This window comes from Dactylosporangium sp. CA-152071 (genome assembly GCF_050936335.1).
Classification (GTDB): domain Bacteria; phylum Actinomycetota; class Actinomycetes; order Mycobacteriales; family Micromonosporaceae; genus Dactylosporangium; species Dactylosporangium maewongense.
This window is the reverse complement of record NZ_JBNJMZ010000001.1, coordinates 5564299-5589401: the sequence shown is the minus strand read 5'-3', so window position 1 is coordinate 5589401 and position 25103 is coordinate 5564299. Positions and strand designations below refer to the sequence as shown.

The 25103-nt window shown below is 72.2% G+C and carries 27 protein-coding genes; 15 read left to right on the top strand and 12 right to left on the bottom strand.

All coding sequences use genetic code 11. The annotated features are described in order from the left end of the window. Nucleotides 1–20 precede the first annotated feature (20 nt). From ACQEVZ_RS24995 to ACQEVZ_RS24985, 3 genes are all read right to left on the bottom strand, one after another. On the bottom strand, nt 21–1649 hold the full coding sequence (locus ACQEVZ_RS24995; RefSeq protein WP_344509182.1) for a fumarate hydratase: 1629 nt from the start codon (nt 1647–1649) through the stop codon (nt 21–23). 13 nt (nt 1650–1662) lie between these two features. Then, nucleotides 1663–1971 carry an AzlD domain-containing protein gene (locus ACQEVZ_RS24990; RefSeq protein WP_354889368.1) on the bottom strand — a complete coding sequence of 103 codons (309 nt, stop codon included), beginning with the start codon at nt 1969–1971 and terminating at the stop codon, nt 1663–1665. A 73-nt stretch (nt 1972–2044) separates the two neighbouring features. Continuing rightward, nucleotides 2045–2725: an AzlC family ABC transporter permease gene (locus tag ACQEVZ_RS24985; protein WP_433370629.1), complete on the bottom strand. Its 681-nt coding sequence runs from the start codon at nt 2723–2725 to the stop codon at nt 2045–2047. 87 nt (nt 2726–2812) lie between these two features. On the opposite strand from ACQEVZ_RS24985, the gene ACQEVZ_RS24980 reads away from it, so the two are divergent. Further along, nucleotides 2813–3364: a helix-turn-helix domain-containing protein gene (locus ACQEVZ_RS24980; RefSeq protein WP_344509188.1), complete on the top strand. Its 552-nt coding sequence runs from the start codon at nt 2813–2815 to the stop codon at nt 3362–3364. Here the strand turns inward: ACQEVZ_RS24980 and ACQEVZ_RS24975 are convergent. Beyond that, nucleotides 3361–4686 (bottom strand): PQQ-binding-like beta-propeller repeat protein, encoded by a 1326-nt coding sequence (locus ACQEVZ_RS24975; RefSeq protein ID WP_433370625.1) that lies wholly within the window; start codon nt 4684–4686, stop codon nt 3361–3363. The genes ACQEVZ_RS24980 and ACQEVZ_RS24975 overlap by 4 nt on opposite strands. Before the next feature lie 161 nt (nt 4687–4847). Here ACQEVZ_RS24975 and ACQEVZ_RS24970 point away from each other — a divergent pair, with 161 nt between their 5' ends. The 3 genes from ACQEVZ_RS24970 (at nt 4848) to ACQEVZ_RS24960 (ending at nt 6323) form a co-directional block, all read left to right on the top strand. Then, nucleotides 4848–5243, top strand: a complete 396-nt coding sequence (locus tag ACQEVZ_RS24970) for a type II toxin-antitoxin system RelE/ParE family toxin (RefSeq protein WP_433370622.1) — start codon at nt 4848–4850, stop codon at nt 5241–5243. Then, complete coding sequence (locus tag ACQEVZ_RS24965; protein WP_433370619.1) at nt 5240–5554, top strand: helix-turn-helix domain-containing protein; 315 nt, start codon at nt 5240–5242, stop codon at nt 5552–5554. The genes ACQEVZ_RS24970 and ACQEVZ_RS24965 overlap by 4 nt, the downstream gene beginning before the upstream one ends. Nucleotides 5555–5711: 157 nt before the next feature. Next, nucleotides 5712–6323 (top strand): hypothetical protein, encoded by a 612-nt coding sequence (locus ACQEVZ_RS24960; RefSeq protein ID WP_433370616.1) that lies wholly within the window; start codon nt 5712–5714, stop codon nt 6321–6323. Between the two features lie 40 nt (nt 6324–6363). Here the strand turns inward: ACQEVZ_RS24960 and ACQEVZ_RS24955 are convergent, their stop codons facing one another. After that, complete coding sequence (locus ACQEVZ_RS24955; RefSeq protein ID WP_433370613.1) at nt 6364–7647, bottom strand: esterase-like activity of phytase family protein; 1284 nt, start codon at nt 7645–7647, stop codon at nt 6364–6366. Nucleotides 7648–8006: 359 nt separating this feature from the next. On the opposite strand from ACQEVZ_RS24955, the gene ACQEVZ_RS24950 reads away from it, so the two are divergent. The 3 genes from ACQEVZ_RS24950 to ACQEVZ_RS24940 are packed head-to-tail and all read left to right on the top strand — an operon-like array spanning nt 8007 to nt 13267. Beyond that, nucleotides 8007–10904 carry a BTAD domain-containing putative transcriptional regulator gene (locus tag ACQEVZ_RS24950; RefSeq protein ID WP_433370610.1) on the top strand — a complete coding sequence of 966 codons (2898 nt, stop codon included), beginning with the start codon at nt 8007–8009 and terminating at the stop codon, nt 10902–10904. 30 nt (nt 10905–10934) lie between these two features. After that, nucleotides 10935–12317 carry a class II fumarate hydratase gene (locus tag ACQEVZ_RS24945; protein WP_433370607.1) on the top strand — a complete coding sequence of 461 codons (1383 nt, stop codon included), beginning with the start codon at nt 10935–10937 and terminating at the stop codon, nt 12315–12317. Between the two features lie 20 nt (nt 12318–12337). Further along, entirely contained in the window at nt 12338–13267 is a 930-nt protein-coding gene (locus ACQEVZ_RS24940; protein WP_433370604.1) for a hypothetical protein, read from the top strand. Here ACQEVZ_RS24940 and ACQEVZ_RS24935 read toward each other — a convergent pair. Both ACQEVZ_RS24935 and ACQEVZ_RS24930 read right to left on the bottom strand, forming a co-directional pair. Next, on the bottom strand, nt 13224–13511 hold the full coding sequence (locus tag ACQEVZ_RS24935) for a hypothetical protein (RefSeq protein ID WP_433370601.1): 288 nt from the start codon (nt 13509–13511) through the stop codon (nt 13224–13226). The two genes, ACQEVZ_RS24940 and ACQEVZ_RS24935, sit on opposite strands and share 44 nt — an antisense overlap. Continuing rightward, the gene (locus tag ACQEVZ_RS24930; RefSeq protein ID WP_433370598.1) at nt 13508–14191 is read right to left on the bottom strand and encodes a CHAT domain-containing protein; all 684 of its coding nucleotides are present in this window, start codon (nt 14189–14191) and stop codon (nt 13508–13510) included. Before ACQEVZ_RS24930 ends, ACQEVZ_RS24935 begins: the two co-directional genes overlap by 4 nt. A 68-nt stretch (nt 14192–14259) precedes the next feature. Between ACQEVZ_RS24930 and ACQEVZ_RS24925 the strand changes: the two genes are divergently transcribed. From ACQEVZ_RS24925 to ACQEVZ_RS24915, 3 genes are read left to right on the top strand one after another with little or no spacing between them, the layout of a single operon-like run. After that, entirely contained in the window at nt 14260–15279 is a 1020-nt protein-coding gene (locus ACQEVZ_RS24925) for a hypothetical protein (RefSeq protein WP_433370595.1), read from the top strand. Further along, nucleotides 15276–15800 carry a GNAT family N-acetyltransferase gene (locus ACQEVZ_RS24920; RefSeq protein WP_433370592.1) on the top strand — a complete coding sequence of 175 codons (525 nt, stop codon included), beginning with the start codon at nt 15276–15278 and terminating at the stop codon, nt 15798–15800. Before ACQEVZ_RS24925 ends, ACQEVZ_RS24920 begins: the two co-directional genes overlap by 4 nt. Before the next feature lie 32 nt (nt 15801–15832). Beyond that, nucleotides 15833–16018 (top strand): hypothetical protein, encoded by a 186-nt coding sequence (locus tag ACQEVZ_RS24915; protein WP_433370589.1) that lies wholly within the window; start codon nt 15833–15835, stop codon nt 16016–16018. A gap of 339 nt (nt 16019–16357) precedes the next feature. Here the strand turns inward: ACQEVZ_RS24915 and ACQEVZ_RS24910 are convergent, their stop codons facing one another. After that, nucleotides 16358–16990, bottom strand: coding sequence for an IclR family transcriptional regulator (locus tag ACQEVZ_RS24910; protein WP_344509213.1), 633 nt, complete (start codon nt 16988–16990; stop codon nt 16358–16360). A gap of 57 nt (nt 16991–17047) precedes the next feature. Here ACQEVZ_RS24910 and cysS point away from each other — a divergent pair, with 57 nt between their 5' ends. Beyond that, nucleotides 17048–18454 (top strand): cysteine--tRNA ligase, encoded by a 1407-nt coding sequence (gene cysS / locus ACQEVZ_RS24905; protein ID WP_433370585.1) that lies wholly within the window; start codon nt 17048–17050, stop codon nt 18452–18454. 5 nt (nt 18455–18459) lie between these two features. After that, a complete protein-coding gene (rlmB, locus tag ACQEVZ_RS24900) occupies nt 18460–19554 on the top strand; it encodes a 23S rRNA (guanosine(2251)-2'-O)-methyltransferase RlmB (RefSeq protein WP_433370582.1) in 1095 nt (364 codons plus the stop codon). Nucleotides 19555–19635: 81 nt separating this feature from the next. Here rlmB and ACQEVZ_RS24895 read toward each other — a convergent pair whose 3' ends face one another. Continuing rightward, nucleotides 19636–20139, bottom strand: a complete 504-nt coding sequence (locus ACQEVZ_RS24895; protein ID WP_433370579.1) for a DUF2199 domain-containing protein — start codon at nt 20137–20139, stop codon at nt 19636–19638. 38 nt (nt 20140–20177) lie between these two features. Between ACQEVZ_RS24895 and ACQEVZ_RS24890 the strand changes: the two genes are divergently transcribed. Then, nucleotides 20178–21020, top strand: a complete 843-nt coding sequence (locus ACQEVZ_RS24890; protein ID WP_433370576.1) for a HEAT repeat domain-containing protein — start codon at nt 20178–20180, stop codon at nt 21018–21020. Between the two features lie 6 nt (nt 21021–21026). Here ACQEVZ_RS24890 and ACQEVZ_RS24885 read toward each other — a convergent pair whose 3' ends face one another. Continuing rightward, the gene (locus tag ACQEVZ_RS24885) at nt 21027–21560 is read right to left on the bottom strand and encodes an RNA polymerase sigma factor (protein WP_433370573.1); all 534 of its coding nucleotides are present in this window, start codon (nt 21558–21560) and stop codon (nt 21027–21029) included. Nucleotides 21561–21622: 62 nt separating this feature from the next. Here ACQEVZ_RS24885 and ACQEVZ_RS24880 point away from each other — a divergent pair, with 62 nt between their 5' ends. Next, on the top strand, nt 21623–22921 hold the full coding sequence (locus tag ACQEVZ_RS24880) for a serine/threonine-protein kinase (protein WP_433370570.1): 1299 nt from the start codon (nt 21623–21625) through the stop codon (nt 22919–22921). Here the strand turns inward: ACQEVZ_RS24880 and ACQEVZ_RS24875 are convergent. Further along, complete coding sequence (locus tag ACQEVZ_RS24875; RefSeq protein WP_433370567.1) at nt 22912–23520, bottom strand: hypothetical protein; 609 nt, start codon at nt 23518–23520, stop codon at nt 22912–22914. The two genes, ACQEVZ_RS24880 and ACQEVZ_RS24875, sit on opposite strands and share 10 nt — an antisense overlap. 148 nt (nt 23521–23668) lie before the next feature. Between ACQEVZ_RS24875 and ACQEVZ_RS24870 the strand changes: the two genes are divergently transcribed. Continuing rightward, a complete protein-coding gene (locus tag ACQEVZ_RS24870; RefSeq protein ID WP_433370564.1) occupies nt 23669–24289 on the top strand; it encodes a response regulator transcription factor in 621 nt (206 codons plus the stop codon). Here the strand turns inward: ACQEVZ_RS24870 and ACQEVZ_RS24865 are convergent. Beyond that, a complete protein-coding gene (locus ACQEVZ_RS24865) occupies nt 24201–25085 on the bottom strand; it encodes an SDR family oxidoreductase (RefSeq protein WP_433370561.1) in 885 nt (294 codons plus the stop codon). The genes ACQEVZ_RS24870 and ACQEVZ_RS24865 overlap by 89 nt on opposite strands. Between the last annotated feature and the right edge of the window lie 18 nt (nt 25086–25103).

Sequence of the window (25103 nt, the reverse complement as noted above, 5' to 3'; positions counted from 1 at the left end):
GGCTTCCGGCGGCGAGAAGGTCAGCGGCGGCCGACGGTGAGGACGGGCTTCGTGACCTCGGCGAAGAAGTCGTTGCCCTTGTCGTCGACGACGATGAAGGCGGGGAAGTCGACGACGTCGATCTTCCAGACGGCTTCCATGCCGAGCTCCGGGTATTCGAGGACCTCGACGTGCTTGATGCAGTCCTGGGCCAGGCGGGCGGCGGGGCCGCCGATGGAGCCGAGGTAGAAGCCGCCGTACGTGTTGCAGGCCTCGGTGACCTGCTTGGAGCGGTTGCCCTTGGCGAGCATGACGAGGGAGCCGCCGGCGGCCTGGAACTTCGACACGTAGGCGTCCATGCGGCCGGCCGTCGTGGGACCGAACGAGCCCGACGCGTAGCCCTCGGGGGTCTTGGCCGGGCCGGCGTAGTAGACGGCGTGGTCGCGGAGGTAGGCGGGCATCGGCTCGCCGGCGTCCAGGCGTTCGGCGATCTTGGCGTGGGCGATGTCGCGGGCCACGACCAGGGGGCCGGTCAGGGACAGGCGGGTCTTCACCGGCAGGGCCGACAGCTGCGCGCGGATCTCCGACATCGGGCGGGTCAGGTCGACCGCGACCACGTCGTCGTCCAGGTGCTCGTCGGTCACGTCGGGCAGGAAGCGGGCCGGGTCGCGCTCCAGCTGCTCCAGCCAGACCCCGGACTCGTTGATCTTCCCGACGGCCTGGCGGTCGGCGGAGCAGGAGACGGCGATCGCGACGGGGCAGGAGGCGCCGTGTCGCGGGAGGCGGACGACGCGGACGTCGTGGCAGAAGTACCGGCCGCCGAACTGCGCGCCGATGCCGAACTCCCGCGTCAGCTGCAGCACCTCGGCCTCCAGCTCCAGGTCGCGGAAGCCGTGGCCGGTCGGTGAGCCAGACGTGGGCAGCGTGTCGAGGTACTTCGCGGAGGCGAGCTTCGCGGTCTTCAGGGCGTGCTCGCCGGAGGTGCCGCCGATGACCACGGCCAGGTGGTACGGCGGGCAGGCGGCGGTGCCGATCAGGCGGAGCTTCTCCTCCAGGAACTGCATCATCCGGGTGGGGTTGAGCAGGGCCTTCGTCTCCTGGTAGAGGTAGCTCTTGTTGGCCGAGCCGCCGCCCTTCGCCATGAAGAGGAACTTGTAGGCGTCGTCGCCCTCGGCGTACAGCTCGATCTGCGCGGGCAGGTTGGAGCCGGTGTTCTTCTCGTCCCACATAGTCAGCGGGGCGAGCTGCGAGTAGCGCAGGTTGAGGCGGGTGTACGCGTCGAAGACGCCACGGGCGATCGCCGCCTCGTCGTCGCCGTCGGTGAGGACGAAGCGGCCGCGCTTGCCCATGACGATCGCCGTGCCGGTGTCCTGGCACATGGGCAGGACACCGCCGGCGGCGATGTTGGCGTTGCGGAGCAGGTCGAGCGCGACGAACCGGTCGTTGGGGGAGGCCAGCGGGTCGTCGATGATCGAGCGGAGCTGGGCGAGGTGCGCGGGGCGCAGGAAGTGCGCGATGTCGTGCATCGCCTCGTCGGTGAGGAGCGTCAGCGCCTCGGGGGAGACGGTGAGGAACCGCCCGTCGCGCCCGATCCCGTCGCTGGTGACCAGCCGGTATTCGGTGGTGTCGGGTCCGAGCGGCAGCAGCGGCGAGAACGCGAACTCAGGCATGCCTCGACTGTAGTTACTGGATTCCGGCCAGTCTGAGCAGGGCGGCGGTGAGTGCGGCGGCCACCACGACGACCACGAACGGCAGCTTCCGCCACGCGAGCACGGCGCCGACCACGACGCCGGCCGGCCGGGCGACGCCGACGAAGTCGGTGCCGTCGAGCAGCGCGGCGGTGCCGATGAGCGCGGCGAGCAGCGCGACCGCGGCCAGGGTCAGGTAGCGCTTGACGGTGTCGGAGACCGACAGCCGGCTGCGCAGGACGGGTCCGGCGAAGCGCAGCGCGTACGTGCCGGCGGCCAGGACGATGATCGCGATCCAGCTCATGACGGCCACCTCCGGAACGTGGGAACGGGCAGCCTCAGGACGGTCGCCGCCGGAAAACCCGGAACGGGCAGGCTCATGACGGCCGCCGCTTGGAACCGGGCACGGGCAGCGCGAACGCGAGTCCGAGCAGCGCCAGCAGCACGGGCAGCCCGGCCGGCAGCAGCGGCGTGGTGGCGAGCGCGATCGCGGCACCGGCGACTGCCACTCGTACCGACGCGGAATCCTTCAACGAGGGCAGCGTCAGTGCCAGGAGTGCGGCCGGGAACGCCGCGTCGATGCCGTAGCGGTTCGGGTCGCCGAGGGCGCTGCCGGCGATCGCGCCGACGGTCGAGGCGATGTTCCACGTGACGAACAGCGCGACACCGGTCAGCCAGTACGCGCGGCGGCGCTGCGCCGGGTCGTCCTGCGCCAGGGCGAACGCGACCGACTCGTCGGTCAGGATGTGGCTGCCGACGATGCGCCGCCACCGGCTCGCGCCGAGCGTCTCGTTGCCGATCGCCAGGCCGAACGGCAGGTGCCGGGCGTTGAGCAGCAGGCCGGCCAGGACGATCGCGAGCGCGGTGCCGCCGGCGGAGACGAGCCCGACCGCGAGGAACTGCGCGCCGCCCGCGTAGACGAACGCCGACATGACCACGATCTGGCTGAGCGGCAGGCCGGCGGCGGTGGCGATCGCGCCGAACGAGAGGCCGACCACGACGGCCGCGGCACACAGCGCGCTGACGTCGCGGACGACGGGATCCCGTGTTCGTATCATCGAACGCATAGTTCGATATGCTGGACTTTGCTGAAGCCGTTCGTCAAGTCGAATGATCCGTTCGTTAGACCGAACAGGGGGTCGCACATGGGCGCGCCGTTGGAGTTCATCGCCGCCGCGCTGCGCCGCGAGCGCGACCGGGAGAAGCTGTCGCTGAGCGAGGTCGCGAAGCGGGCCGGCATCGCCAAGTCGACCCTCCACCAGCTGGAGTCCGGCGCCGGCAACCCCAACATCGAGACCCTGTGGGCCCTGGCGGTCGCGCTCAACGTGCCGTTCAGCCGCCTGGTCGAGCCGCCCGCGCCGACCGCCCCCCGGGTGATCCGTGCCGGCGAGGGCCCCTCCATCCAGGCCGAGCAGGCCGACTTCGGCGGCGCGCTGCTCGCCACCTGCCCGCCGGGCGCGAAGCGCGACATCTACCTGATGAACGTCGGCATGGGCGGCCCCCGCAAGGCCGACGCGCACCTGCTGGGCACCGTCGAGCACGTGGTCCTGATGAGCGGCCGCCTCCGGGTCGGCCCTTCCGACGCGACCGTCGACCTGTCACCGCACGACTACTGCTCGTTCCCCGGCGACGTGCCGCATCTCTACGAGGCTCTCGAACCCGGCACGTCGTTCACGCTCGTGATGGAGCACCGCTAGCTGTAGGGCAGGAACCCCAGATTCCGTCCACGGGAGACGATCAGCCCGTCCGGTCCGACGCCGAGGACGTCAGAGCTTGTCTTCGCGTCGAGCCTGAGGGTGCCATTGTCCGGCTTGTACGCCTTGAGCGTCCCCGAGTCCCGGATCAGCACCGCGTAGCGGGTGATCGCCACGTCCGCCTTCTCGCCGATCTCCTGCTTCCACGCGGTCTTCCCCGTGGTCAGGTTGATCACCTGGAGGGTCTTCTTGTCGGCGCCGCGGATCAGCCCGTACTGGCTGTCGGCCGCGACCAGCGTGTCCCCGAGCGCCCCCACGAACAGCTCCCGCCCGTCGCGCGGCGACAGGAACACCTCCCGGTTGTCCCCGCGGGTCGCCGCGATCACCGAGTCCGCCCCCGCCGGGTCCCTGCGCTGCTCACACCCCGCCCCGGACGACGTCCGCAGGTCGTAGCCGTCCTTGCGCCAGACCGTCTTGCCCGTCGTGGCGTCCCGCGCCTCCAGGCTGTAGCGGCAGTTGCCGTCCTTCGGCTGCGCGGTCGAGACGAGGACCCTCCCACCGACGACCACGATCCGACTGGTGTTCGTCGGTTCTTCGGTACGCAGCCGCTTCCCGCTGAGCGTGTCGATCACCTGCACCCGCTGGTCGATCGGGAAGCCCAGCATGGCCGGAATGGCGTTCGGGCTCGCCTCGACGGCGTTGTCGTACGTGTCGGAGAGCAGCCTGGTCCCGAGCAGGTCCGTGTTCACGCCCGCGAGCACCCGCCCGATCCCGGGCAGCGTCAGCTTCCAGATCTGCGCCCCGTCCTTGGGCGAGCGCGCCGTGAGGGTGCAGTCGGTCAGCCCACCGCAGGCCAGCGCCAGCACCGAGTCCCGGTAGGTCCACGCCCCGACCGCGTCGCCGTCCTTCCACTTGACGGACCCGTTCGCGGGGTCGACGGCCTCGAGCCCCTTCCCGCGCCGCCCGACGACGACCACCTGACCGGCCCCGTCCCCGGCGACGGCGGCCCAGTCGGCCTCCTTGTCCCACAGCTTCGTCCCGCTGCGCAGCCCCCGGGCCTCGATCGTCCCCCGCATCTGCACGACCACGGCATCCCCGGCGATCACGGCCGCCGACGGCTGCCCCCCGACCCGGTCCGTCCACAACGTCTCAGGCTCCGACAGTTTCCCGCCACTGGAGGCGACCTTCTCCCACCAGCCCGTGAAGTCCATCGACATCTTGGGCAGCGGATTCCACCCGGTGACCAAAATCCCCGTGATGATGAGCGCCAGCACCCCGATCGCACCGAGCGCCGTCTCAAAGTTCCGGACCGCTCCCCTAGCCACCCGCCCACCGTAACGGCGCCGGATCTTACTGCGGTGGATCGCCCGATAAGCCCGTGTCGCGGATATTTCATCCACCCGTGTCAGCGGCGGTCTCTTGGCCGGCGGGGGACCTTCTGGCGCACGGGAGTCGAGCCAGGTTTAGTTCGAGCTATAGTTTGTCGGTGCCGACCGATCCCGCACGGTGCTGGGCGATCAAGACCACAACCGACGTCCGGCAATGGCTTCGCGCGCTGCGGCGCGACGATCCGGACACCTACCGTTCGGTGAACGTCGCCATCGACTTGCTTGCCGAGCGCGGTCCCGGCCTGGGTCGCCCGCTGGTCGACACGCTGCAGGGCTCGGACATCGCCAACCTGAAGGAGCTGCGGCCAAGATCGGGCCGTGACGTGGCGATCCGTGTCCTCTTCGTCTTCGACCCTTGGTCGCAAGCAGTGCTACTGGTCGCCGGGAACAAGGCCGGCGACTGGTCCGGGTGGTACAAAACAGCGATCCCGCTGGCCGAGGTCGCCTACGGAAGCTGGCTGGCGTTCGAACGTAAGAGGAGGGAGGACTCATGACCGAGTTCCACGACTGGGACGACATCCGCGCCGAGCTCGACGACGGTGACAGCGACGCCCTCACCGCGGAGCGGGCGCGGACCGAAGCGTGGGTCAGTGCCTTCCACCTGGCCGAGGAGCGCAAGCGGCTCGGACTCACCCAGCGCGAGGTCGCCGACCTCATGGGTGTCACACCGGGCAGAGTCAGCCAGATCGAGAACGGCGACTTGGACGTCAACGAGGTCGCCACCCTCAGCCGCTACGCCCAGGCCCTCGGGGCCCGGCTCCGCATCATCTTCGACTACGGCGACGACCTGCGGCAGATCGCCTGACCGTGTCGCTGCCACCCGCGCACCTAAGGTCACCCGGCGGCCGCCGCTCGTCGTGGATCGCGGGGGCGGTCGGTTGATTGAGGTGAGCCGATGGGCGGCCCGACCCGAGCGGTTGGCGGAGGGTGATCGGGACGTGACGCTGTAACACTCCGGGGTCATGACTGAACCGATCGCTCCCCGGCCGGACGTTCCATACGTGCCAGGCGTCGAAACTCCGCAGCTGTTCGGGCATCCGTCGACCTGGCCACAGGTGGACCCGGCCATGACGGAGTCGCCGCCGGTGCCGGTCGCGCCGGTGCGGCGCAAGGCGTCCGTGTTGTGGATCGCGTTGCTGGCCGGTGCGATCGTGCTCGTCAGCGGCGGGGTCGCGCTGGCGACGGCGGCTGCCGGGATCGGGCCGGTGGCCGGCATGTTCAAGGACTCGGGCGTCGCGGCATGCGAGACCATCCGCGACAACGCCGCCGCGAGTCAGTCGGAGAAGAAGGCCAGTCCGTCCGTCACGCCGAGCAGCGACAAGGCGGCCGAGGCGGCGGCGTATCTGAAGTGGCGGAAGGCGTTCGCCGACTCGCGTCACGAGGATCTGCGGGTGGCCGGGACGGCGGCGCTGGACATGATCAACCAGTTGGCCGGAGCGGGGCAGAGTGAGGATGACCTCGGGCTCGCGCTTGCCATGGTGGGGCAGCTCGTGGAGAAGTGGAGCGCGCTGGCGGGGGCGTGTGCCAACCATGGCGTCGTGATTCCGAAGCTCACGGAGATGAGTGGGCAGTGAGGTGGGCCGCCTCGACCGGGGTGGAGGCGGCCCGTCGGGGCTAAACCAGCGGGTGGGCGAGGCGGACCGTGGCCAGGGTGGTCTTGATGCCGCTGTCGATGAGGCGGCCGGAGGCGTCGAAGGCGCCTGGGCCGTCGGTCATGCCGAAGTCGTTGTCGTTGATGAGGGCGATCGTCCACGGGTTCAGGACGGCGACGCCCTCGATCTTCTTCTGGGTGCCGGGGACGGTGTTCAGGTCGATGACGAGGGTCTTCGGGACGAGGGTCACCGCGGAGGCGTCCTGCTCGAGGGAGGGCACCGTCAGAGGGTTGTCGTAGGGGCCGCCGAGGAGGTTGGTGGCCTTGCGCAGGTCGGCGCGGTAGAGGCGGGCGGCCTGGTCGGTGCGCTCCTGGACGAGGACGGTGTTGGGGCCGAGGCCGACGATGGAGGAGATCTTCAGCTCGGCGGGGTTGGTCTGGCCGGGGTCGACGACCGAGACGGGGGCGAACTGGTAGGCGTACTCGCCGATGACCTTGCCGGAGCGGGGGGAGAAGCGCAGCAGGCGGGTGTTCAGCGACGCCTCGCCTGCGGCCTTGGTCGGGACGAGGAGGGGGCTCTGCAGGCCGATGACCAGGTCGCCGCCGGGGAGGACGCCGAGGCCCTCGAAGCCGCGGTTGACCTTGCGGGAGGCGTAGATGGCCGGGAAGGCCTCGATCACCGGGTAGTCGGTGCCGGTCAGGCCCAGGCCCGACGGGACGTAGCGGGCGAGGACGCGGCCGCGGGACGACACGTGGACCAGCGAGGGGCTGTACTCGTCGACGAGCCAGAACGTGCCGTCGTCGGCGCGGACGATGCCTTCCGTGTCCAGGCCGTTGGGGTTGATCGACAGCGGGGTGCCGGCGTTGTACGTGTAGGGCTGCTCGTCGTGTGGCAGCTGGTTCGGCAGGCCGGTGACGGGCTTGCCGGACGAGGTCGTGATCGGGATGGTCTGCACGACCTTCAGGACAGAACCGGCAGCGCGGACGCGGACGATCGTCGGGTTGAAGTCGGGGGTCGGGAAGGTCCGGCGCTTCTCGGTGCCGACCGTGATCTGGCCGTTGGGGCCGCGGTCGGTGATCGTCCAGTACTCGCCGGGGCGGCCGGCCGGGAAGATGTCGCTGCCGATGCCGCCGAGCTTGACGCCGCGGTCGTCGGCGACGCCGAGGGCGCTGAGCGGGATCGAGGGCAGGGTGGCCGTCGCGGTGACCCGGGCGGCGCCGCCGTGAGCGGACGCGGGGGTCGCCGACAGCAGCAGGGCCGGGACGGCGACGGCGGCGGTCACGGCCGCGCGCAGCAGGAATGGCATAGCTCGACACGATGGGCGAGCCGGCCGAAGGCGGTGTGGCCGGAGGGTGAACGGGGGCCGCACACAACGTTGGGCGCGGCCCCAGAATGCGAATTCGCGCCGAAATGTCCCCGTTCGTCCAGAGCAACCCCGCAGAGGGCTTGAGTAGCCCGAATCCGGTTTATGAGCAAACCGCCTGCAAGACCTGGACGCATTCCGGCACACGCATGTCGTTCCACGAAAAAGACTCCACGGCGCTGCTCTTTCGCCGCTCTCATTTGACTACCATCGGGCAATACCGCGTGCAGCTTCGAGGGGAGGCAGGCGCCGCACAGAGGGTGGTTATGCGCAATTCGACCAAGTTTTCGATCTTGGGGCCGGTGCAGATCCGCACGCCGGGCTCGGAGATCACGGTTGCGGCGCCCCGTGAGCGGATCCTCCTGGCGCTGCTGTTGCTGCGCGAAGGGCAGCTGGTGCCGTTCCAGCAGGTCATCTCGGCCCTGTGGGACACCAGCCCGCCGACCACCGCGCGGGCCCAGGTGCACAGCTGCGTCTCCCGGCTCCGCCAGCTGCTGCGCCGCGCCGGGCTGCCCGAGGAGCTCGTCATCACCGAGCCTTCCGGGTACCGCATCAAGGTCGGCGCCGACGAGCTGGACGCCGTCGTCTTCGCCGCCCGGGTCGAGCGCGGCCGGGCCGCGGCGGCCGACGGCGACCTGGCCTCGGCCCGCGACGAGCTGCGCGCCGCCCTCGCCCTGTGGCGCGGCCGGCCGCTCGCCGACGTCGACTCCGACGCGGTCCGCGCCTCCGCGGCGCACCTGGAGGAGCAGTGGACCGCCGCCCTGTCGCTCTGCCTGGACCTGGAGCTGCGGCTCGGCGCGGCGGAGGAGATCCTCGCCGAGGTCGCCGACCTGGTCGAGCGGTTCCCGCACCACGAGCAGTTCCGCGGGCACCTGATGACGGCGCTCGCCCGCACGGGGCGGCGGGCCGACGCGCTCGCCGTGTTCCGCCGGGGGCGGGCGATGCTCGCCGAGGAGCTCGGCATCGAGCCGGGCGCCGAGCTCGTCGAGCTGCACCGCAGGATCCTCAACGGCGACGTGACGCTGCTGCTCGCGCCGCCCGAGCCGGCCGACGAGGGGCGCCGCGCCGCCCGCTGCCTGCCGCGCGACATCGCGGACTTCGCCGGGCGGGCCGACGCGTTCGCCGAGATCGTGGCCGCGCTCAGCGACGAGCGGCATGCCGTGCTCGCGATCGACGGGATGGCCGGCACCGGCAAGACCACGCTCGCCGTCCGCGCCGCGCACGCGGTGTCGCCCGGGTTCCCCGACGGGCAGCTCTACCTCGACCTGCGCGGGCACAGCGACCGGGCGCCGCTGGACCCGGGGGAGGCGCTCGGCGCGTTGTTGCGGCAGTTGGGGGTACCGCCGGAGCGGATCCCAGCCGTCTCGGACGAGCGCGCGGTGCTCTGGCGGACCGAGCTGGCCGACCGCAGGGTGCTCGTGCTGCTCGACAACGCCCTGGACTCCGCGCAGGTGCTGCCGCTGCTGCCCGGCACGGCGCTCACGGGGGTGCTCATCACCAGCCGGCGCCGGCTCGGCGGGCTCGACGGCGCCCGGCCCGTGTCGCTGGACGTGCTGCCGCTCGACGAGGCGGTGGAGCTGCTGCAACGCACCGTCGGCGCCCGCGCCGTCGCCGACCCGGCGTGCACCGTCGAGGTGGTGGAGCTGTGCGGGCGCCTGCCGCTGGCGGTGCGCCTGGCGGGCGCGCGGCTGCAGCACCGGCCGAGCTGGACGATCGCCGACCTGGCCCGCCGGCTGCGCGGCGCCGACCGGCGGCTGCCCGAGCTGGCCGTCGACGGGCGGACCGTGGCGGCGGCGTTCGCGCTGTCGTTCCAGCAGCTGCCGGCGCACCTGCAGCAGTTCTTCGCGGTGCTCGGCGTGCACCCGGCGGGTGACTTCGAGCCGGCCGTCGCCGCCGCCATGGCGCAGCTGCCCGTGGCGGACGCCGAGGAGCTGCTGGAGGACCTCGTCGACGTCCACCTGGTCGAGGCGCCCGAGGCCGGCCGGTACCGGCTGCACGACCTCCTGCGGGACTACGCGGCCCAGCTCGTGGCCGACGCGGACGCCGTCGTCGACCGGATGCTGGATCATTATCTGTACAGCGTGGCCGCCGCGAACGCGTTCCTGGAGCTGGCCGACACGCGCGTCGCCCTGCGGCTGGACACCCCGCCGCCGGCCGCGCGGGTGTTCACCGGGATCGCCGAGGCGCGCGGGTGGATGGAGCGCGAGCTGCCCAACGTCCTCAGCGCCGCGCGCCTCGCCTCCGACCTCGGCCGGCACCGGCAGATCTGCCTGATGACCCGCGCGGTGTCGCCGTTCCTGTTCGGCTTCGGCTACGGCGAGGCGCAGCTCGACCTGTACGAGCGGGCGATCGCGGCCGCGCGGACCCTGCCCAGCGCGGAGCTGGAGGCGGAGGCCCGGAACTACCTCGCCGGCGTGTACTTCCGGATGGGCCGCATGGCGGACGCCCTCTCGACGCTGCGGCTCGTGACCGCCATCGCCGAGCGTGAAGGCATCCCCCGGCTCATGGGCACCGCGCTGACCAACATGGCGATGCTGCACAGCCGGCTCGGCCAGTACGCCGCCGCCATCGCCGCCGCGGAGGCCGCCGCCGCGCTGCACCTGGACGAGGCCCCGGCGCACCTCCAGTTCAAGATCAATAGCACGATCGGCATCGCGCACACCCAGGCCGGCAACTACGACCAGGCCCTGCAGGCCAACCGGCGCGGCCTCGCCGCCGCGCGCACGCTCGGCGGGATGCGCGCCGTCGGCATCATGATGGGCGAGCTCGGCCTCAACCACCTGCACCTCGGCCACCTCACCGTCGCGCCGGCCCTGCTGCGGCGCGCGCTGACGCTGAAGCAGCACTCGGTCAACCAGTTCGGCTCCGCGGAGACCCTCAGCAAGCTCGGCACCGCGCACCGCCTGCAGGGCCACCTCGCCGACGCCCTCGCCTGCCAGCGCGCCGCGCGGTCGCTGATGGACCAGGTCGCCGACGTCTCCGGGCAGTGCCTCACCGCCAACGACCTCGCCCTCACGCTGCGCGCCCTCGACATGCACGACGAGGCCCGGCAGCTCAACGAGGAGGCGCTCGCCAAGTCCGTGCGCATCGGCGACCGGTACGAGCAGGCCCGCGCCCTGGCCGGCCTCGGCCGCCACGAGCAGGCGGTCGCGCTCTTCGAGGAGCTCGGCGTCAGTGATCTGGGCGCGCTCTACCGTTGACGGCGGTCGCCGCGGGGCACTGTAGAACGTATGGAATTCCGCGTGGAGCACGACACCATGGGCGAGGTCCGCGTCCCCGCCGACGCGCTGTGGCGGGCGCAGACGCAGCGCGCCGTCGAAAACTTCCCGATCTCCGGCGGCCGGCTGGAGTCCTCCCACATCAAGGCCCTGGCGCAGATCAAGGGCGCGGCCGCCGCGGTGAACGCCTCCCTGGGCGTCCTGCCCGAAGGGCTCGCGCAGGCGATCGTGGCCGCGGCGGCGGACGTGGCGAGCGGCGTGCACGACGACCAGTTCCCGATCGACGTGTTCCAGACGGGGTCGGGCACGTCGTCGAACATGAACGCCAATGAGGTCATCGCGACGCTGGCGTCCCGGTTGCTGGGCTCGCCGGTACACCCGAATGACCACGTGAATGCGTCGCAGTCGTCCAACGACGTATTTCCCACCTCCATTCACATCGCCGCCGCGTCGGCTCTGACATCCGAATTGGTGCCGGCTCTCTCCGTGCTTTCTGACGCCTTGTCGGATAAATCGGACTCGTTTGCGTCTGTGGTCAAGGCGGGACGGACGCATCTCATGGATGCGACGCCGGTGACGCTCGGGCAGGAATTCTCCGGATACGCCGCTCAGGTCCGGTACGGCATCGATCGAATTCAGTCCGTCCTGCCGTGCGTCTGCGAGCTGCCCCTCGGCGGCACGGCGGTGGGGACGGGCATCAACACCCCGCCGTCGTTCTCCGCCGCGGTGATCGCCGCCCTGGCCGGGACGACCGGCCTGCCGCTCACCGAGGCCCGCAACCACTTCGAGGCCCAGGGCGCCCGCGACGCCCTCGTCGAGGCCTCCGGCCAGCTGCGGACCATCGCCGTCGGCCTGTACAAGATCGCCAACGACATCCGGTGGATGGGCTCCGGCCCGCGCGCCGGCCTGCGCGAGCTGCGCCTGCCCGACCTCCAGCCCGGCTCGTCGATCATGCCCGGCAAGGTCAACCCCGTCGTCCCCGAAGCGGTCCGCCAGGTCGTCGCCCAGGTCATCGGCAACGACGCCGCCGTCGCGTTCGCCGGCTCCCAGGGCGACTTCGAGCTCAACGTCATGCTCCCGGTGATCGCCCGCAACCTCCTGGAGTCCATCCGCCTGCTCGCCAACGCCGCCCGCCTCTTCGCCGCCCGCTGCGTCGACGGCCTGGAGGCCAACGAGGAGGTCCTGCACTCGTACGCCGCCGGCTCCCCGTCGATCGTCACGCCCCTGAACCGCTACCTCGGCTACGACGAGGCCGCCGCCATCGCCAAGGAGGCCCTCGCCACCGGCCACACCATCCGCGACGTCGTCATCTCCCGTGGCCACCTCGACAAGGGCACCCTCACCCAGGCCCAGCTCGACGAGGCCCTCGACCTGCTGTCGATGACCCACCCCTGACGCGGACTTAGGCTGCACGGATGCCGAGCCTCACCGCCGCCGTGCAGCGGGCCGACAGTCCGGTGGGGCGGTGGATGCGGGCCACGTTCCCCCACCTGGCGCCGCTGCAGCAGGCCCTCCGGGAAGCGGCCGACGAACTGGCGGTCACCCCGTCGGCGGCGGTCGCCCTCGGTACGCAGGGCGGGGCGATCGACTGGTGGATCCGCCTGCTGGTCGACCCGCGGGTGTCGCTCGAACTGCCGATCCGGGGACTGTGGGACCGCCGGGCGGCGTTCGACGGGGCGGGGCGGGAGCTGCTGGAGGTGCTCTGCCCGCGCCGCCCCACCGTGCTCGAGGTCGGCCTGCACGAAGGCCGGCCGGACGAGTGGTGGGCGCGGACCTGCTACGCGCTGGCGCTGCTGGTCGAGCGGTTCCGCAACCCGATGGCCACCGGCTCACGGCTGTTCACCCTCCCCGCCGGCAGCAGGGCGGACGACCTGCTCGCCCTCGCCAACGACGACGAGGTGGCCGACCTGATCGCGATGCGCGACCTCGCCCGGACGCGGCTGCTGCCGGGACTGGCGGCCGGGACCGTGCACAGTGGACCGACGTTCGACGGCAGCGAGCTGCTCGCGGCGGACGCCGATCTCATCGTCGCGGGGCTCCTCATCGACATCAAGTCGGGCTCCGGCGGCCGGCCGCGCCTGGACGGCACCAGGTCACCGGCGCTCGCCGCCACCGACGTGTACCAGCTGCTCGGCTACGCCCTGATGGACTTCAGCGACCGGTACGCGCTGCGCGGCGCCGGCATCTACGCGGCCCGGTTCGGCTGCCTCGTACAGTGGCCGCTCACCGAACTGATCCAGCACGCGACCGGCCGGTCCGGCCGCGGCCTCCTCGACCTCCGGCGGGAGTTCGAGGACCTGGTCAGATCCGGCGGCGGACCCAGCGGCCGAGCAGGGCGCAGGTGACCAGGAAGAGGAGGAGGAACGTGCAGGAGCGCCACATGTCCGCGGTGGTGTTGTTCCCCGTGTACGCCTTCACGCCGTAGAGGAAGTAGCCGGCGTCGGCGAGCAGGGTGCCGAAGAGGACCTTGGTGTCGGTGCGCGGGCCGCGCCTGGCGGGCGGGGCACCGTGGTTGACGTGGATGTCGCCGCTCTGGGTGGCGTACAGGTCGCCGTTGTTGACCGAGTTGTTCTGGCCGCCGTTGCTCACAGGCGCTCCTTCGCATTGGGGCGCGACACCAGCTGCGGGATGGTGTGGCTGGCCGGGTCGTGCATGCCGAGCACGGCGACCGCCTGGTCGAACGCCTGCGGGACCGGGCGCCCGAAGCCCAGCGCGGAGTAGAACGACGCGGCGAAGATGGTGGCGACCTCGTCGGTGACGGACGCGTTCATGCCGACGACGTGGTCGACGTGCCGGCCGATCTCCGCGGCCTGCGCGGCGGAGTGGCAGGCGTTGAGCACGACGACCCGGATCTGCTCGCCGGCGGTCCGGAACAGCTCCCCGATCCGCGCCGCGGACACCCGCCGGTCGGTGCCGTCGCCCGCGGACAGGTACACCTCGCCGGCCCGGTTGCCATGCCCGCTGAAGTGCACGATCTGCGGGTTGTGCTGGTTCAGGTACTGCAGCAGGTCCAACGGCCGGACCGCCCAGCACGTGATCAGCTCGAACACGTCCCGGTCGTGCGCCAGCCGCAGCCGCTCGGTGACCTGCCGCGCCTCCTCGTCGATCGCGAGCCGCTCGGTGCTGCCGGGGTTGGCGGCCAGCATCAGCACCCGGACCTTCCGCACCGGCACCGGCATCGACCGCCCCGTGACGGTGATGTCGCCACCCTGCGTCACGTACATGTCGCCGCTGTGCACGGTGTTGGTCTGCGGCCCGTACTCCTGCATGCCTCCTCCTGACGGACAGCCTGGCCGGAGGGGTTCCGCTCGGGTCGGGCAGGGACCAGGATGCAGCGATGGGGATGCGTTGGCGGAGCGTGATCGGCGGGCTCAGCGGGCTCGCCGCGGCGGTGATCTGGGCGGTGTGCCTGGCGATCTACCAGCCGTACATGGAGCCGTCTCCGGCGGCCGAGTTCGTCGGCAACAACACGTACTGGCCGCGGGACATCCGGCAGCTCGCGATCCTGCTCGCGTTCGGCGGGGTGGTCCTCATCTTCCGTGCCGACCTGCGGGCCGTCCTCGCCGCCGCAGTGGGGGCCGTGATCTGGGTCGGGGCTGACCTGGCGCTCGACCGGGCCGGCGTCAGCGGTGGCGCGGCGGCCGTCTGGCTGGCCGTCGGTGGCGCCGTGGCGTTCGCCGGGATGGTGTTCGCCGCCCGTACGGTGGCGACCCCCGAACCCGGACCGGCGCACTTCCTGACGACGGTCTTCGCGGTGGCCGCCGCGGTCACCGTGCTGATCACGACGCCGTGGGACGAGCCGGTCACCGACGCCGCGGACGTCCGCGTCGAGAACGGCCTCTCCCTGCTCAAGGTCGTCCTCATCGTCATGCTCGCGGCCGTCACGGTCGGGCTCCTGCCGCTGGACCGTCTCCTGTGGGCGTTGCCGTTCGCCGCGCTGGCCGCGCTCGCCGCGTGGCCGGCCACCGCCGCGTACGGCTGGCTCGGCGCCCTTGGCCTGGTCCTCCTGCCGTCGGCCGCCGCGGCCGCGGTCACCGCCACCGGCGACGTGCCCCCGCTGCGCCTCCTCGCCATCACGGGCGCCTGCGCGTTGGCGCTGATTCCGGCGTACCTGCTGCTGTACTTCATCGGCTCCGCGGTCGGCACGGCGATGACGTCCCTGGCCGGCAACCCCGCCATCGACTCCGCCGACACCGACCTCTCCCTCGCCACGGTGGCGCTGCTGCTCGGCCTGCTGTTCGCCACGATCAGCCGCGCCTTCCTCGCCTCAGCACCGTCTTCGCCTTCTTCTTGGCCTGCACCTTCGGCTGTGGATTCGGCTGCGGACTCGTCTTCGGCTCCGGATGAGGCTCGATGAGCGCCATCCGCCTCCGCCCGGTGACCGAATCGGACCTGGCGATGTTCCACCGGTTCGCCACCGAGCCGGGCCTCATCGGCCTGGACTGGTCCGGCTACCGCGACCCGCACGCGGCCGGCCGGCGCTTCGCCCTGGACGGCTACCTCGGCCCCGACTCGGGCCGCCTCATGGTGGAGGCCGACCCGGACGGCGTAGCGGCGGGCTTCGTCAGCTACATCGCCGGCAAGTACAGCGGCCCCATCGGCTACTGGGAGATCGGCATCGCCCTCCTCCCGCAATGGCGAGGCCGCGGCCTGGGCTGGCGCGCCCAGGCCATGCTGTGCGACCACCTCTTCGCCCACTCCCCGGTCCAGCGCATCCAGGCCGGCACCCACCCGGAGAACATCGCCGAACAGAAATCCCTGGAGAAGGCCGGCTTCACCTTGGACGGCATCGTCCGAGCCTGCGAGTTCCGCTCCGGCCGCTGGCACGACGGCTACCTCTACAGCCGCCTCCGCACCGACCCCGCCCCGCCGCTGTAAGCCACCTCAATCACGGAGAAGAGGAACGGGCCATGACCGAGGCCGCGACCTGGCGCGACGTGAAGGTGAAGGCTCGTGCCGCCGACCCGATGTGGGACAGCACCGAACGCGTCGCCCGTCGCCGCGAGATGCATGAGCAGATGCTCGCCTCGGTCAGCGGCGCGCAGTCCGCCGAGATCCGCGAGCGGCTTGAGTCGCCCCAACAGCAGCGGTCGTAGGTGACTCCCGTGCGGCCGCCGGCCGACTATGTGCCGTACGGCGACCGCAGGCCATACGTCGTTGCGGACAGCCTGACCGAGCTGCGTGGTCCGACGAGCGGCACGGTCGTGCTGCCCCGCCACCTGGATTGGTCAGGCAGCGCCGAGCACGACCTGGACCGGCCGGCCCGGCTCGCCTCGATGTATCGAACGGTGCTGGCCGAGGCTGCCACGGAGGACGATCTACGGGCCTGGCTCGACGGTGTGTTGCTGGTTGGGCTCTGGCGGGCGATGTGGCTGCCCGCTCGGCTTCGCGGTCTCTGGGAGAACCGGTTTCCAGAGCTGGCCCGGTGCGTGGGGTCAGCGCAGGGCGGAGGCGACCGTGGTGGCGGCGGTGGTGACGAGGGTGGGGACTGAGGTCGGGTCCAGGGCGGTCAGGGCGACCACCCCCACGCTCGCCTCCAGGCCCTCGACGCCGGCGACGGCTGCGGCTACGCCGTAGGCGCCGGGCTGGAGTTCGCCGACCGTCGTGATGGCTGTGTAGTCGCCGCGGCGGCCGGCGAGGATGGCTTTGCCGGCGGCGCCTACGTCCAGGGCGTGGCGGGAGCCGGTCCGGTAGGCGACGTGGAACTGGGTCCAGCTCGGCTCCACCACTGCCAGGGCGTAGGCCTCGCCGCCGTCGGCGATGGTCAGGTGGGCGGTGGCGCCGACAGTCTCGGCCAGGCGGCGTAAGGCCGGCAGGGCGGCGTCGGCGACGAGGGGCTGGGCGCGGCGGGCGAGCTGGAGGACGCCGGCGCCCAGGCGGAGGCGGCCGGAGCGGTCGCGGCGGACCATGCCGTGCTCGGAGAGGGTGGCGACCAGGCGGTACACGACGGCGCGGCCGACGCCGAGGAGGGCTGCGGCCTCCGTCATCGTCAGGCCGCCGGGCGTCTCCGCGACCACGTGCAGCAGACGCAGGCCACGGTCGAGGGTCTGGGCGGTCTCGGTAGCCACAGGCTCAGGTTAGTGCTGGTGCGGGTTTGGAGCGGTCCGACCGTTACTCTTGCATCCGTGACCCTACGCCTGTATGACACCGCGACCCGATCGGTCCGGGACTTCGTCCCGATGACGCCCGGGCAGGTCGGTATCTACCTGTGTGGGCTCACCGTGCAGGGCGGGCCGCACATCGGCCACCTGCGCTCCGGGGTGAACTACGACGTGCTGCGGCGCTGGTTCCTGCGCTCGGGTTACAACGTCACGTTCATTCGCAACATCACCGACATCGACGACAAGGTCCTGGTCAAGGCGGAGGAGCAGGGCAAGCCGTTCTGGGCCGTCGCGTATGCCAACGAGCGGCTGCTGTCGGCGACCTACCTGAAGCTCGGCGTGCTGCCCCCGACCTACGAGCCGCGGGCGACCGGGCACATCACCGAGATGCACGAGCTGATCCAGCTGCTCATCGACCGCGGTCACGCGTACCCGGCGACGGACGGCAGCGGCGACGTATATTTCGACGTGCGCTCGCACGCCGAGTATGGCGCGCTGTCCGGGCAGCGGCCCGACGACATGGAGCCCGCCACGGACGGGCCGGAGCGGGCGAAGAAGGACCCGCGGGACTTCGCGCTGTGGAAGGGCACCAAGCCCGAGGAGCCGGCCGAGGCCAACTGGCCGTCGCCGTGGGGGACCGGCCGGCCGGGCTGGCACATCGAGTGCTCGGCCATGTGCTGGCGGTACCTCGGCATCGAGTTCGACATCCACGGCGGCGGGCTGGACCTGAAGTTCCCCCACCACGAGAACGAGGTCGCCCAGTCGCACGCCGCCGGGCACCCGTTCGCCCGGTACTGGGTGCATCACGCGCTGCTGAACCTCGGCGGGTCGAAGATGGCCAAGTCGCTCGGCAACGTGATCAACCTCGAGGCGCTGGTCGAGGCCGGCCTGCGCCCGGTCGAGGTGCGGTACTACCTGCTGGCGCCGCACTACCGGTCGGTGATCGACTACTCGCAGGAGGCGCTCGAGGAGGCCGCCGCCGCGTTCCGCCGCGTCGAGAACTTCGTGACCCGCGCGGTGGAGCTGGTCGGCCCCGGCGAACTGTCGGAACTGCCCGACGCGTTCGTCGAGGCGATGGACGACGACCTGAACACGTCGCGCGCGCTCGCCGTCCTGCACGATGTCGTACGGGACGCGAACACCGCTCTGGCGGCCGGCGACCGGGCGGCCGTGTCGGCGGCCCTCGCCACGGTGCGGGCCATGCTGGACGTGCTTGGGCTCGACCCGCTGGACGCCCAGTGGAGCGACACGCAGGCCGGGGACCTGACGCGGGTGGTCGACGCGCTGGTGGCGCTCGCACTGGAGCAGCGCACCGCGGCCCGCGGCCGCAAGGACTGGGCCGCCGCCGACGCGGTGCGGGACCAGTTGAAGCACGCCGGTATCGCGGTGGAGGACACCCCGGCCGGTCCACGATGGACGTTGGAGAGCTGAGAACAATGCCAGGCAATTCTGAACGCCGCGGCAAGCGGGTCGTCTCGAAGAAGGGCGCCGCCAAGGGCTCCGGTGGGAAGAACCGGCAGTCCCTGACGGGCCGCGGTCGCACCCTGCCCGCGGACGAGCGCCCCTGGCACAAGGGGTACAGCGGCGACGAGGAGCTTCCCCAGAAGACCGCCCGCAAGCAGGCCAACGAGCTGCGCGCGGCGGCCGCCCAGGGCCGGGCCCCGAAGATCGGCCAGCCCGGCACGAAGCGCACCGCCGGCAAGGGGCCGTTCGGTGCCTCGAAGCCGACCTCGGCAGGGGCACGGTCCACGCCGCGCGTCTCGCCCGGGCGGAAGTCGTCGCAGCCGAAGGACGGGCCGGAGCTGCTCGTCGGCCGCAACCCGGTCGTCGAGGCCCTGCGCACCCACGTGCCGGCCACCGCGCTGTACGTCGCCCTCGGCATCGACATGGACGAGCGCGTCAAGGAGGCGGTCCGCACCGCCGCCGAGCGCGGCATCGCGATCCTCGAGGTCACCCGCGCAGAGCTCGACCGGATGACCGGTGGCGTCCTGCATCAGGGCCTCGGCCTGCAGGTGCCGCCGTTCGCATACGAGCCGTTCGACGACCTGCTCGCCGCCGCCAAGGAGCACACGGCGCCGCTGCTGATCGCCCTCGACGGCATCACCGACCCCCGCAACCTCGGCGCGATCATCCGCTCCGCCGCGGCGTTCGGCGCCCAGGGCGTGTTCCTCACCGAGCGCCGGTCGGCGGCGATCACGGCCACCGCGTGGCGCACCAGCGCCGGCGCCGCCGCCAGGGTCAAGGTCTCCCAGGTGACGAACCTGACCAGGTCCCTGAAGGCCTGTCAGGACGAGGGCTTCATGGTCGCCGGCCTCGACGCCGACGGCGCCACCTCCCTGTACGACCTGGAGGCCGCCGTCGGCCCGCTGGTCGTGGTGGTCGGCTCGGAGGGCCGCGGCCTGTCCCGCCTCGTGGGCCAGACCTGCGACCTGAAGGTCTCCATTCCCATGATCTCCGACATCGAGTCGCTGAATGCGTCGGTAGCTGCCGCGGTCACCCTCGCCGAGGTCAACCGCCGCCGCACCCAGTAGCGCCGTTCACACGAAGAAGCGCCGCCCGGTCCATGGACCGGGCGGCGCTTCTTTCAGCTCCGGCCGGTGCACGCCACCTGACTAGGGGTGCAGGAGCAGCTCGGCGAACTCCTGGACGCGGTCGCGCGTGATGCCGTCGCGCTGCTCGACGGCCAAGGGGTGGTCGGTCGCCTCGAGCTCGACCCTTGGGCGGCTGCCGACCGGCTGGGTGTGCACGTGGGTCTTCAGGCTCAGCGTCGTCGGCTCGTACACGGGGATCTCGGTGGACAGCCAGCCGAAGTACGGCGGCTCCTGCTCCCGACCCGGCGTCGTCCACAGCTCCAGCGACCGCTCGAAGTTGGCCCTGCTGAGCGACACCCAGACGCCCCAGTCGAAGTCGGTGTCGGCGTCGAGCACGGGGATGACGATGCGGGCCCGGACGAAGAAGTGCTCGGCCTGGATGATGCACAGCTCGTCATCGAGCGTGCTGCTCTCGTCGCCGGCGTAGTCGTCGCTCCACACCTGCGGGGCGACCGCCCCGTAGGAGAACGGCATCCCGCCGTGGCGTTGGCCGCAGCCCCGGCACACGAACCCCTGCTCACTCATCGAGCGACCCTACAGCGCCGGGCGCTAATGTTCGCGCCATGGCCGACATGCAGGCGGCGTTGGCGGATGTACTGGCGAGCATCGATGACATCACCGTCAGGCTCCGGCCGGGTGCCGTCCAGGAACTCGCGACCAGCGGGGACCGCAGCCTCGTCCCGCGGGTGCAGGCGGCGCTGGAGCGTTGTCTGGACGACGAGGACCACGAAGGGGTCGAACTCCTCGCCGGGATCCTGGCGGGAATCCGCGGCACGCGGGCGTTTCCGCTGCTGCTGCGGGCGGTCGCGCGGCCGGTACAGCACGAGTGGGAAGGGCTCCAGGCGACCCTCGCGGGGCTCATGGCGGCCGACCCGGCGGGGTGCCGGCCGGCGGTGCTGGCGTTCGCCGCCGAGCGGCACCGCGACCTGCGGTGTGCGGGACTGTGGGCCCTCGGCCATGTGGTCACGCCCGCAGACGTCGAGCTCCTCGAAGCGGCCCTTCGCGACGCCGACCGGCGGGTGCGGGGGACGGCCCTCGGCGCGCTGTCCGAGCTGCACGGCGACGAGCGCGTGGTGCCGGCGATGGTCGGCATGCTGCGGGACCCGGAGCTGGGCCTGCGCAGCGGCGCGCTGATGAGCCTCGGGTACTACGGCGACCTCGCGGCGCTGGACAGCATGGTCACGCTCCGGCACGACCCGTCGGTGCTGGTCCGCGAGGTGCTGAGCGTGTCCGTCGGGCAGCTGGTCGTGCCCACCTGGCGGTCACCGCGCCAGCAGCCGGGACCGCCCGCCACCGCCGCTCAGGTGGAGACGGCGAGAGCCGCCCTGCGCGAGCTGCTCCGCGACGAGAACCGCAGCGTGCGTGGCTGCGCGGAGCGCGGTCTGGGCATGATGGGCCGCCTTTGAGAGCACCTATGCGAGCGAGGCCCGCACGTGGCGGCGCGCGTCGTGGATCCGGGACTTGATGGTGCCGACCGGAATGTCGAGGTGGGCGGCGATCTCCTCGTACGACAGCTGACACAGATCACGGAGCACCAGCGGGCCGACCAGCTCGGACCGGTGCGCCTCCAGCTGCTCGAGGGCGTCCAGCAGATCCAGGCGGGACCCGGCGATGACGCTCGTCGTGCGGGGGTCGGCGGTGTCGAGGGGCAGCTGCGGGGTCGACTGCTCACTCGCCCGGCGCTTCAGGCTGCGGTACGTCTGCCGGGCGCAGTTCGCGGTCACCACGTACAGCCACGTGGAGAAGCGGGAACGGGCGTCGAACGTGGTGATTTTCATCGCCACCTGGAGCAGCGCGTCCTGGCACGCCTCCTCGGCGTCCTGGCGGCAGGGCAGGATGCGCTGGCACTGGCGCATGACCTGCGGGGCGATGCCGGCCAGCAGCGCGTCACGCGCGGCCGTGTCGCCGGTCGCGGCGCGCGCCGCGAGCTGTTCGATGTCGGTCAACGAAGCCCTCCATGGCCGATAATTGCGGCGTGCCAGTGCCTGACAATATCGGTCGATATCGCGTGCTGCGACGCATCGGGTCCGGTGCCTTCGCCACCGTGTGGCTGGGGGCCGACGACGCGCTCGACGCGTCCGTGGCGATCAAGGTGCTGGCCGACAACTGGACGTACCACTCGGACCTGCGGGCGCGGTTCGAGGAGGAGGGGCGGATCATGCGGCGGGCCGACTCGCCGCTGCTGGTCCGGGTCCTCGACGTCGGCGAGCTGCCGGACGGCCGCCCGTATCTCGTGATGCCGTTCGCCGCCGGCGGCACCCTCGCCGACCGGCTCGCCGGCGGGCCGCTGCCGGTCGAGGAGGCGCTGCTGGTCGCCGCCGACATCGCCGACGCCGTGGCGGAGCTGCACGCGGCCGGGGTGCTGCACCGTGACCTGAAGCCGTCCAATGTGCTGTTCCAGCCCGCGCCGGGCCGGGACCGGGTCCTGGTCGCGGACCTCGGCCTGGCCAAGGCCCTTGCGACCGCATCCGGTTTCACGATCGCCGCCGGTACGCCGGGCTACGCGGCACCCGAGCAGGCGCGGCTCGGCGGCGGGCTGGACGTGCGGGCCGACGTCTACGGGGTCGGCGCGACGCTGTTCCACATGCTCACCGGCCGCCCGCCCACCGCGGGCGAGAGGATCGCCGGGAAGAGCCCGGTCAACGACATCGTGCGCCGGGCGCTGCACCCCGATCCGCGCAAGCGCTTCGCGTCGGCGGCCGAGCTCTCCGCCGAGCTGCGGTCGGCCGTCGACTCGATCGGGCGGACCACCCGGCGGCACAAGGTGTGGCGGTCGGTGACGCTGGTTGCCGCCGTGGCAGCTGTACTGGCAGGCAGCGCGGGCTCCGCCGCCGCGGGCGGGCCGCCGCCGGGCTGGGTGCGGGTGCACGACGCCGACGGCGTGCTGTCGATCGCGGTGCCGCCGGCCTGGGCGGGCCAGCTGCGCGACGCGGGCTGGGACCCGGCGGTGCTCGGGCTGCGCGGCGGCCGCGCCCCGGGCCTCGTGGTGACGACCGACGTCGTCGCCTGGGCGGACCCGGCGAGCGCGCCGCCCGGCGTCTTCGCCGGCGCCTTCACCACCGGCGGCCCGGCGCCCACGCTGCCCGAGCACGCCGCCCCCTGCGTCCGGCAGCCGGACCGCACCGTGGCCGTCGCCGGCGCACAGGCGCAGGTCCGGCGCTGGACGTCCTGCGCCGGACCTGTCTCCTACAGCGAGGTGCTGCTCTCCGCCCGTGGCTACGGGGTGTACGTGCAGGTCAGGCAGGTGGGCACCGCGGACCGTACCGACGAGATCCTGGCCGGCCTGCGGCTGTCCGCCTACTCGTAGCAGTTCTGGTTCGCCAGCTGCAGGGTCACGTCCGCGACCTTGTTGTCGACCGTCGTGATCCGGAAGACGGCCTTGTCGTTGCTGGGCACCTTGGCGAAGTGCCGGCCCTGGGTGAGGGTGCCGTCGACGATGGTCCAGTTCGAGTACAGGCCGCGCGCCTCGGTGACGGACATGCCGGCCCGCAGCCCTTCGGCCGTCGACAGCGTGGGCCACGCCTGGATCGCGGCGATGCCCCGGTCCGGGGACAGGAAGACCCTGCCCTGGCCCGCCGGTCGGCCCTTGATGAACGCCTGGGCGCAACCGGAGTCGTCGAACGCGGTCAGCAGCCCGGTGGCGACGGCCTGCTCCCGGGTCATGCCGAGCCGGAGCGCGCCGTACCCCTGCGGGCCGAGCACCAGCGTCGTGGTGGTGGCGCTGGTCTTCGTGGCGGCCGGCGCGGCCTCCGAGGTGGTGGCCGACGTCGGCGCGGCGGGGGCGGACGAGGTGGGGGTGGTGGCACCGGCCGGGGCGGCGGCGCCGTCCTTGCGCTCGGGCGACGTGCTGCAGGCGGACAGCAGGAGGGCGGCGGCGACGATCGCGGTGATGGCCTTGGTACGCATGATGGGCTCCCTGAACGGTTGTTGTTTCGGTGTCGCAGGGTTCGATGCGCCCCTCGGGGACTTTGTTCGCCGGATCGAAGTCAGGAATCCGTCACCGCCACTGATCTTGCGCGAGAGCGGGCCGGACTGCTACCCGTACGCTGGATTCGTGATCCGCGTGGCCGTCGCCGCCGAGCATGCCGAGAGCCGTGCCCTGTTCGCGGCGCTGCCCGGCATCGAGGTGGTCGCCTCGGCGGCGACCGGCCGGGAGGCGGCCGAGGCCGTGGCCGCCGCCCGGCCGGATGTGCTCGTCATGGACCTGCGCCTGCCCGGCCTCGACGCCGTGGTTGCCGGCACCGCCGTGCTGGTGCTGAGCATGTCCGACGGTGCGGCGCAGCTCTTCGACGCGATGCTGGCCGGCGCCCGCGGGTACCTCGTCAGAGGCGCCACGCAGGACGAGATCTGCCACGGGATCGCGGCGGTCGCGGCCGGCCGGGCCTTCTTCGGGCCCGGCGTCGCCCGCCGGATGCTGGACCACTTCGCCGCGACTGATCTGAGCGCGAAGGGGTTGAGCGCGAAGGGGTTGAGCGCGAAGGAGCGGCAGGTGCTGGAGCTCGTCGCCGCCGGCCTGCCCGCCGCGACCGTCGCGACCCGCCTCGGCCTGGCCGCGGGCACCGTCGCCGGCTACATGTCGGCGATCGTCACGAAGCTGCACGGAAGTAGTGGCCGGCCGCCAGGTCCTCGAGCAGGCCGGGGTGGGTCGGCTGCCAGCCCAGCAGCTCCCGGGTGACGGTGCTGGACGCGGGGATGTCGGCGGCGAAGAACCGGCCGATCCAGCCGAGCTCCTCGGCGGCGGCGGGTGCGACCGGCAGTCCGAGGCCGTCGCCGATCGCCGTGGCGATGTCGCGGGCCGGCACGCCCTCCTCGTCGACCGCGTGCACGATGGCGCCGGCGGGTGCGGTGAGCGCCAGTCGTACCAGGGCGGCGGCGTCGAAACGGTGCACCGCCGGCCACCGGTTGGTGCCGTCGCCGATGTACGACGAGACGCCCCGCTCGCGCGCGACGCGCACCAGCTCGGCGACGAACCCGTGGTCGCCGGCGCCGTGGACGGTCGGGGCGAAGCGGAGCGAGACGCTGCGGACGCCGCGCTCAGCGAACTCGAACGCCAGCTGCTCGGCGCCGCCGCGTGGGGCGTCGGGGCCGCTGGAGGGGTTCTGGTCGTGCTCGGTCGCGACCCGGCCGGGCGTGATGAGCGCGACGCCGGACGCGAAGAGGAACGGCTGGCCCTCGGTCAGGGTCTCGCAGAGGGCGGCGATGGCGGCCCGCTCGGTCCGCCCGGCGCCGGCGTAGTCGGTGAAGTCGTGCTTGAACGCGAGGTGCACGACGGCGTCGGCGTTCGCGGCGCCGGCCCGGAGGCTGTCGAGTTCGTCGAGGCTGCCTCGTTGGGGTGCGACTCCGGCTTTCCGCAGGGCGTCCGCCTTGTCGGCGTCCCTGGCGAGGCCCACGACGTCGTGGCCTGCGGCGATGAGCTCGGGGACGACGGCCGATCCGATCCAGCCCGTCGCTCCGGTGACGAAGATGCGCATGGTTGTGCCCTTCCGATG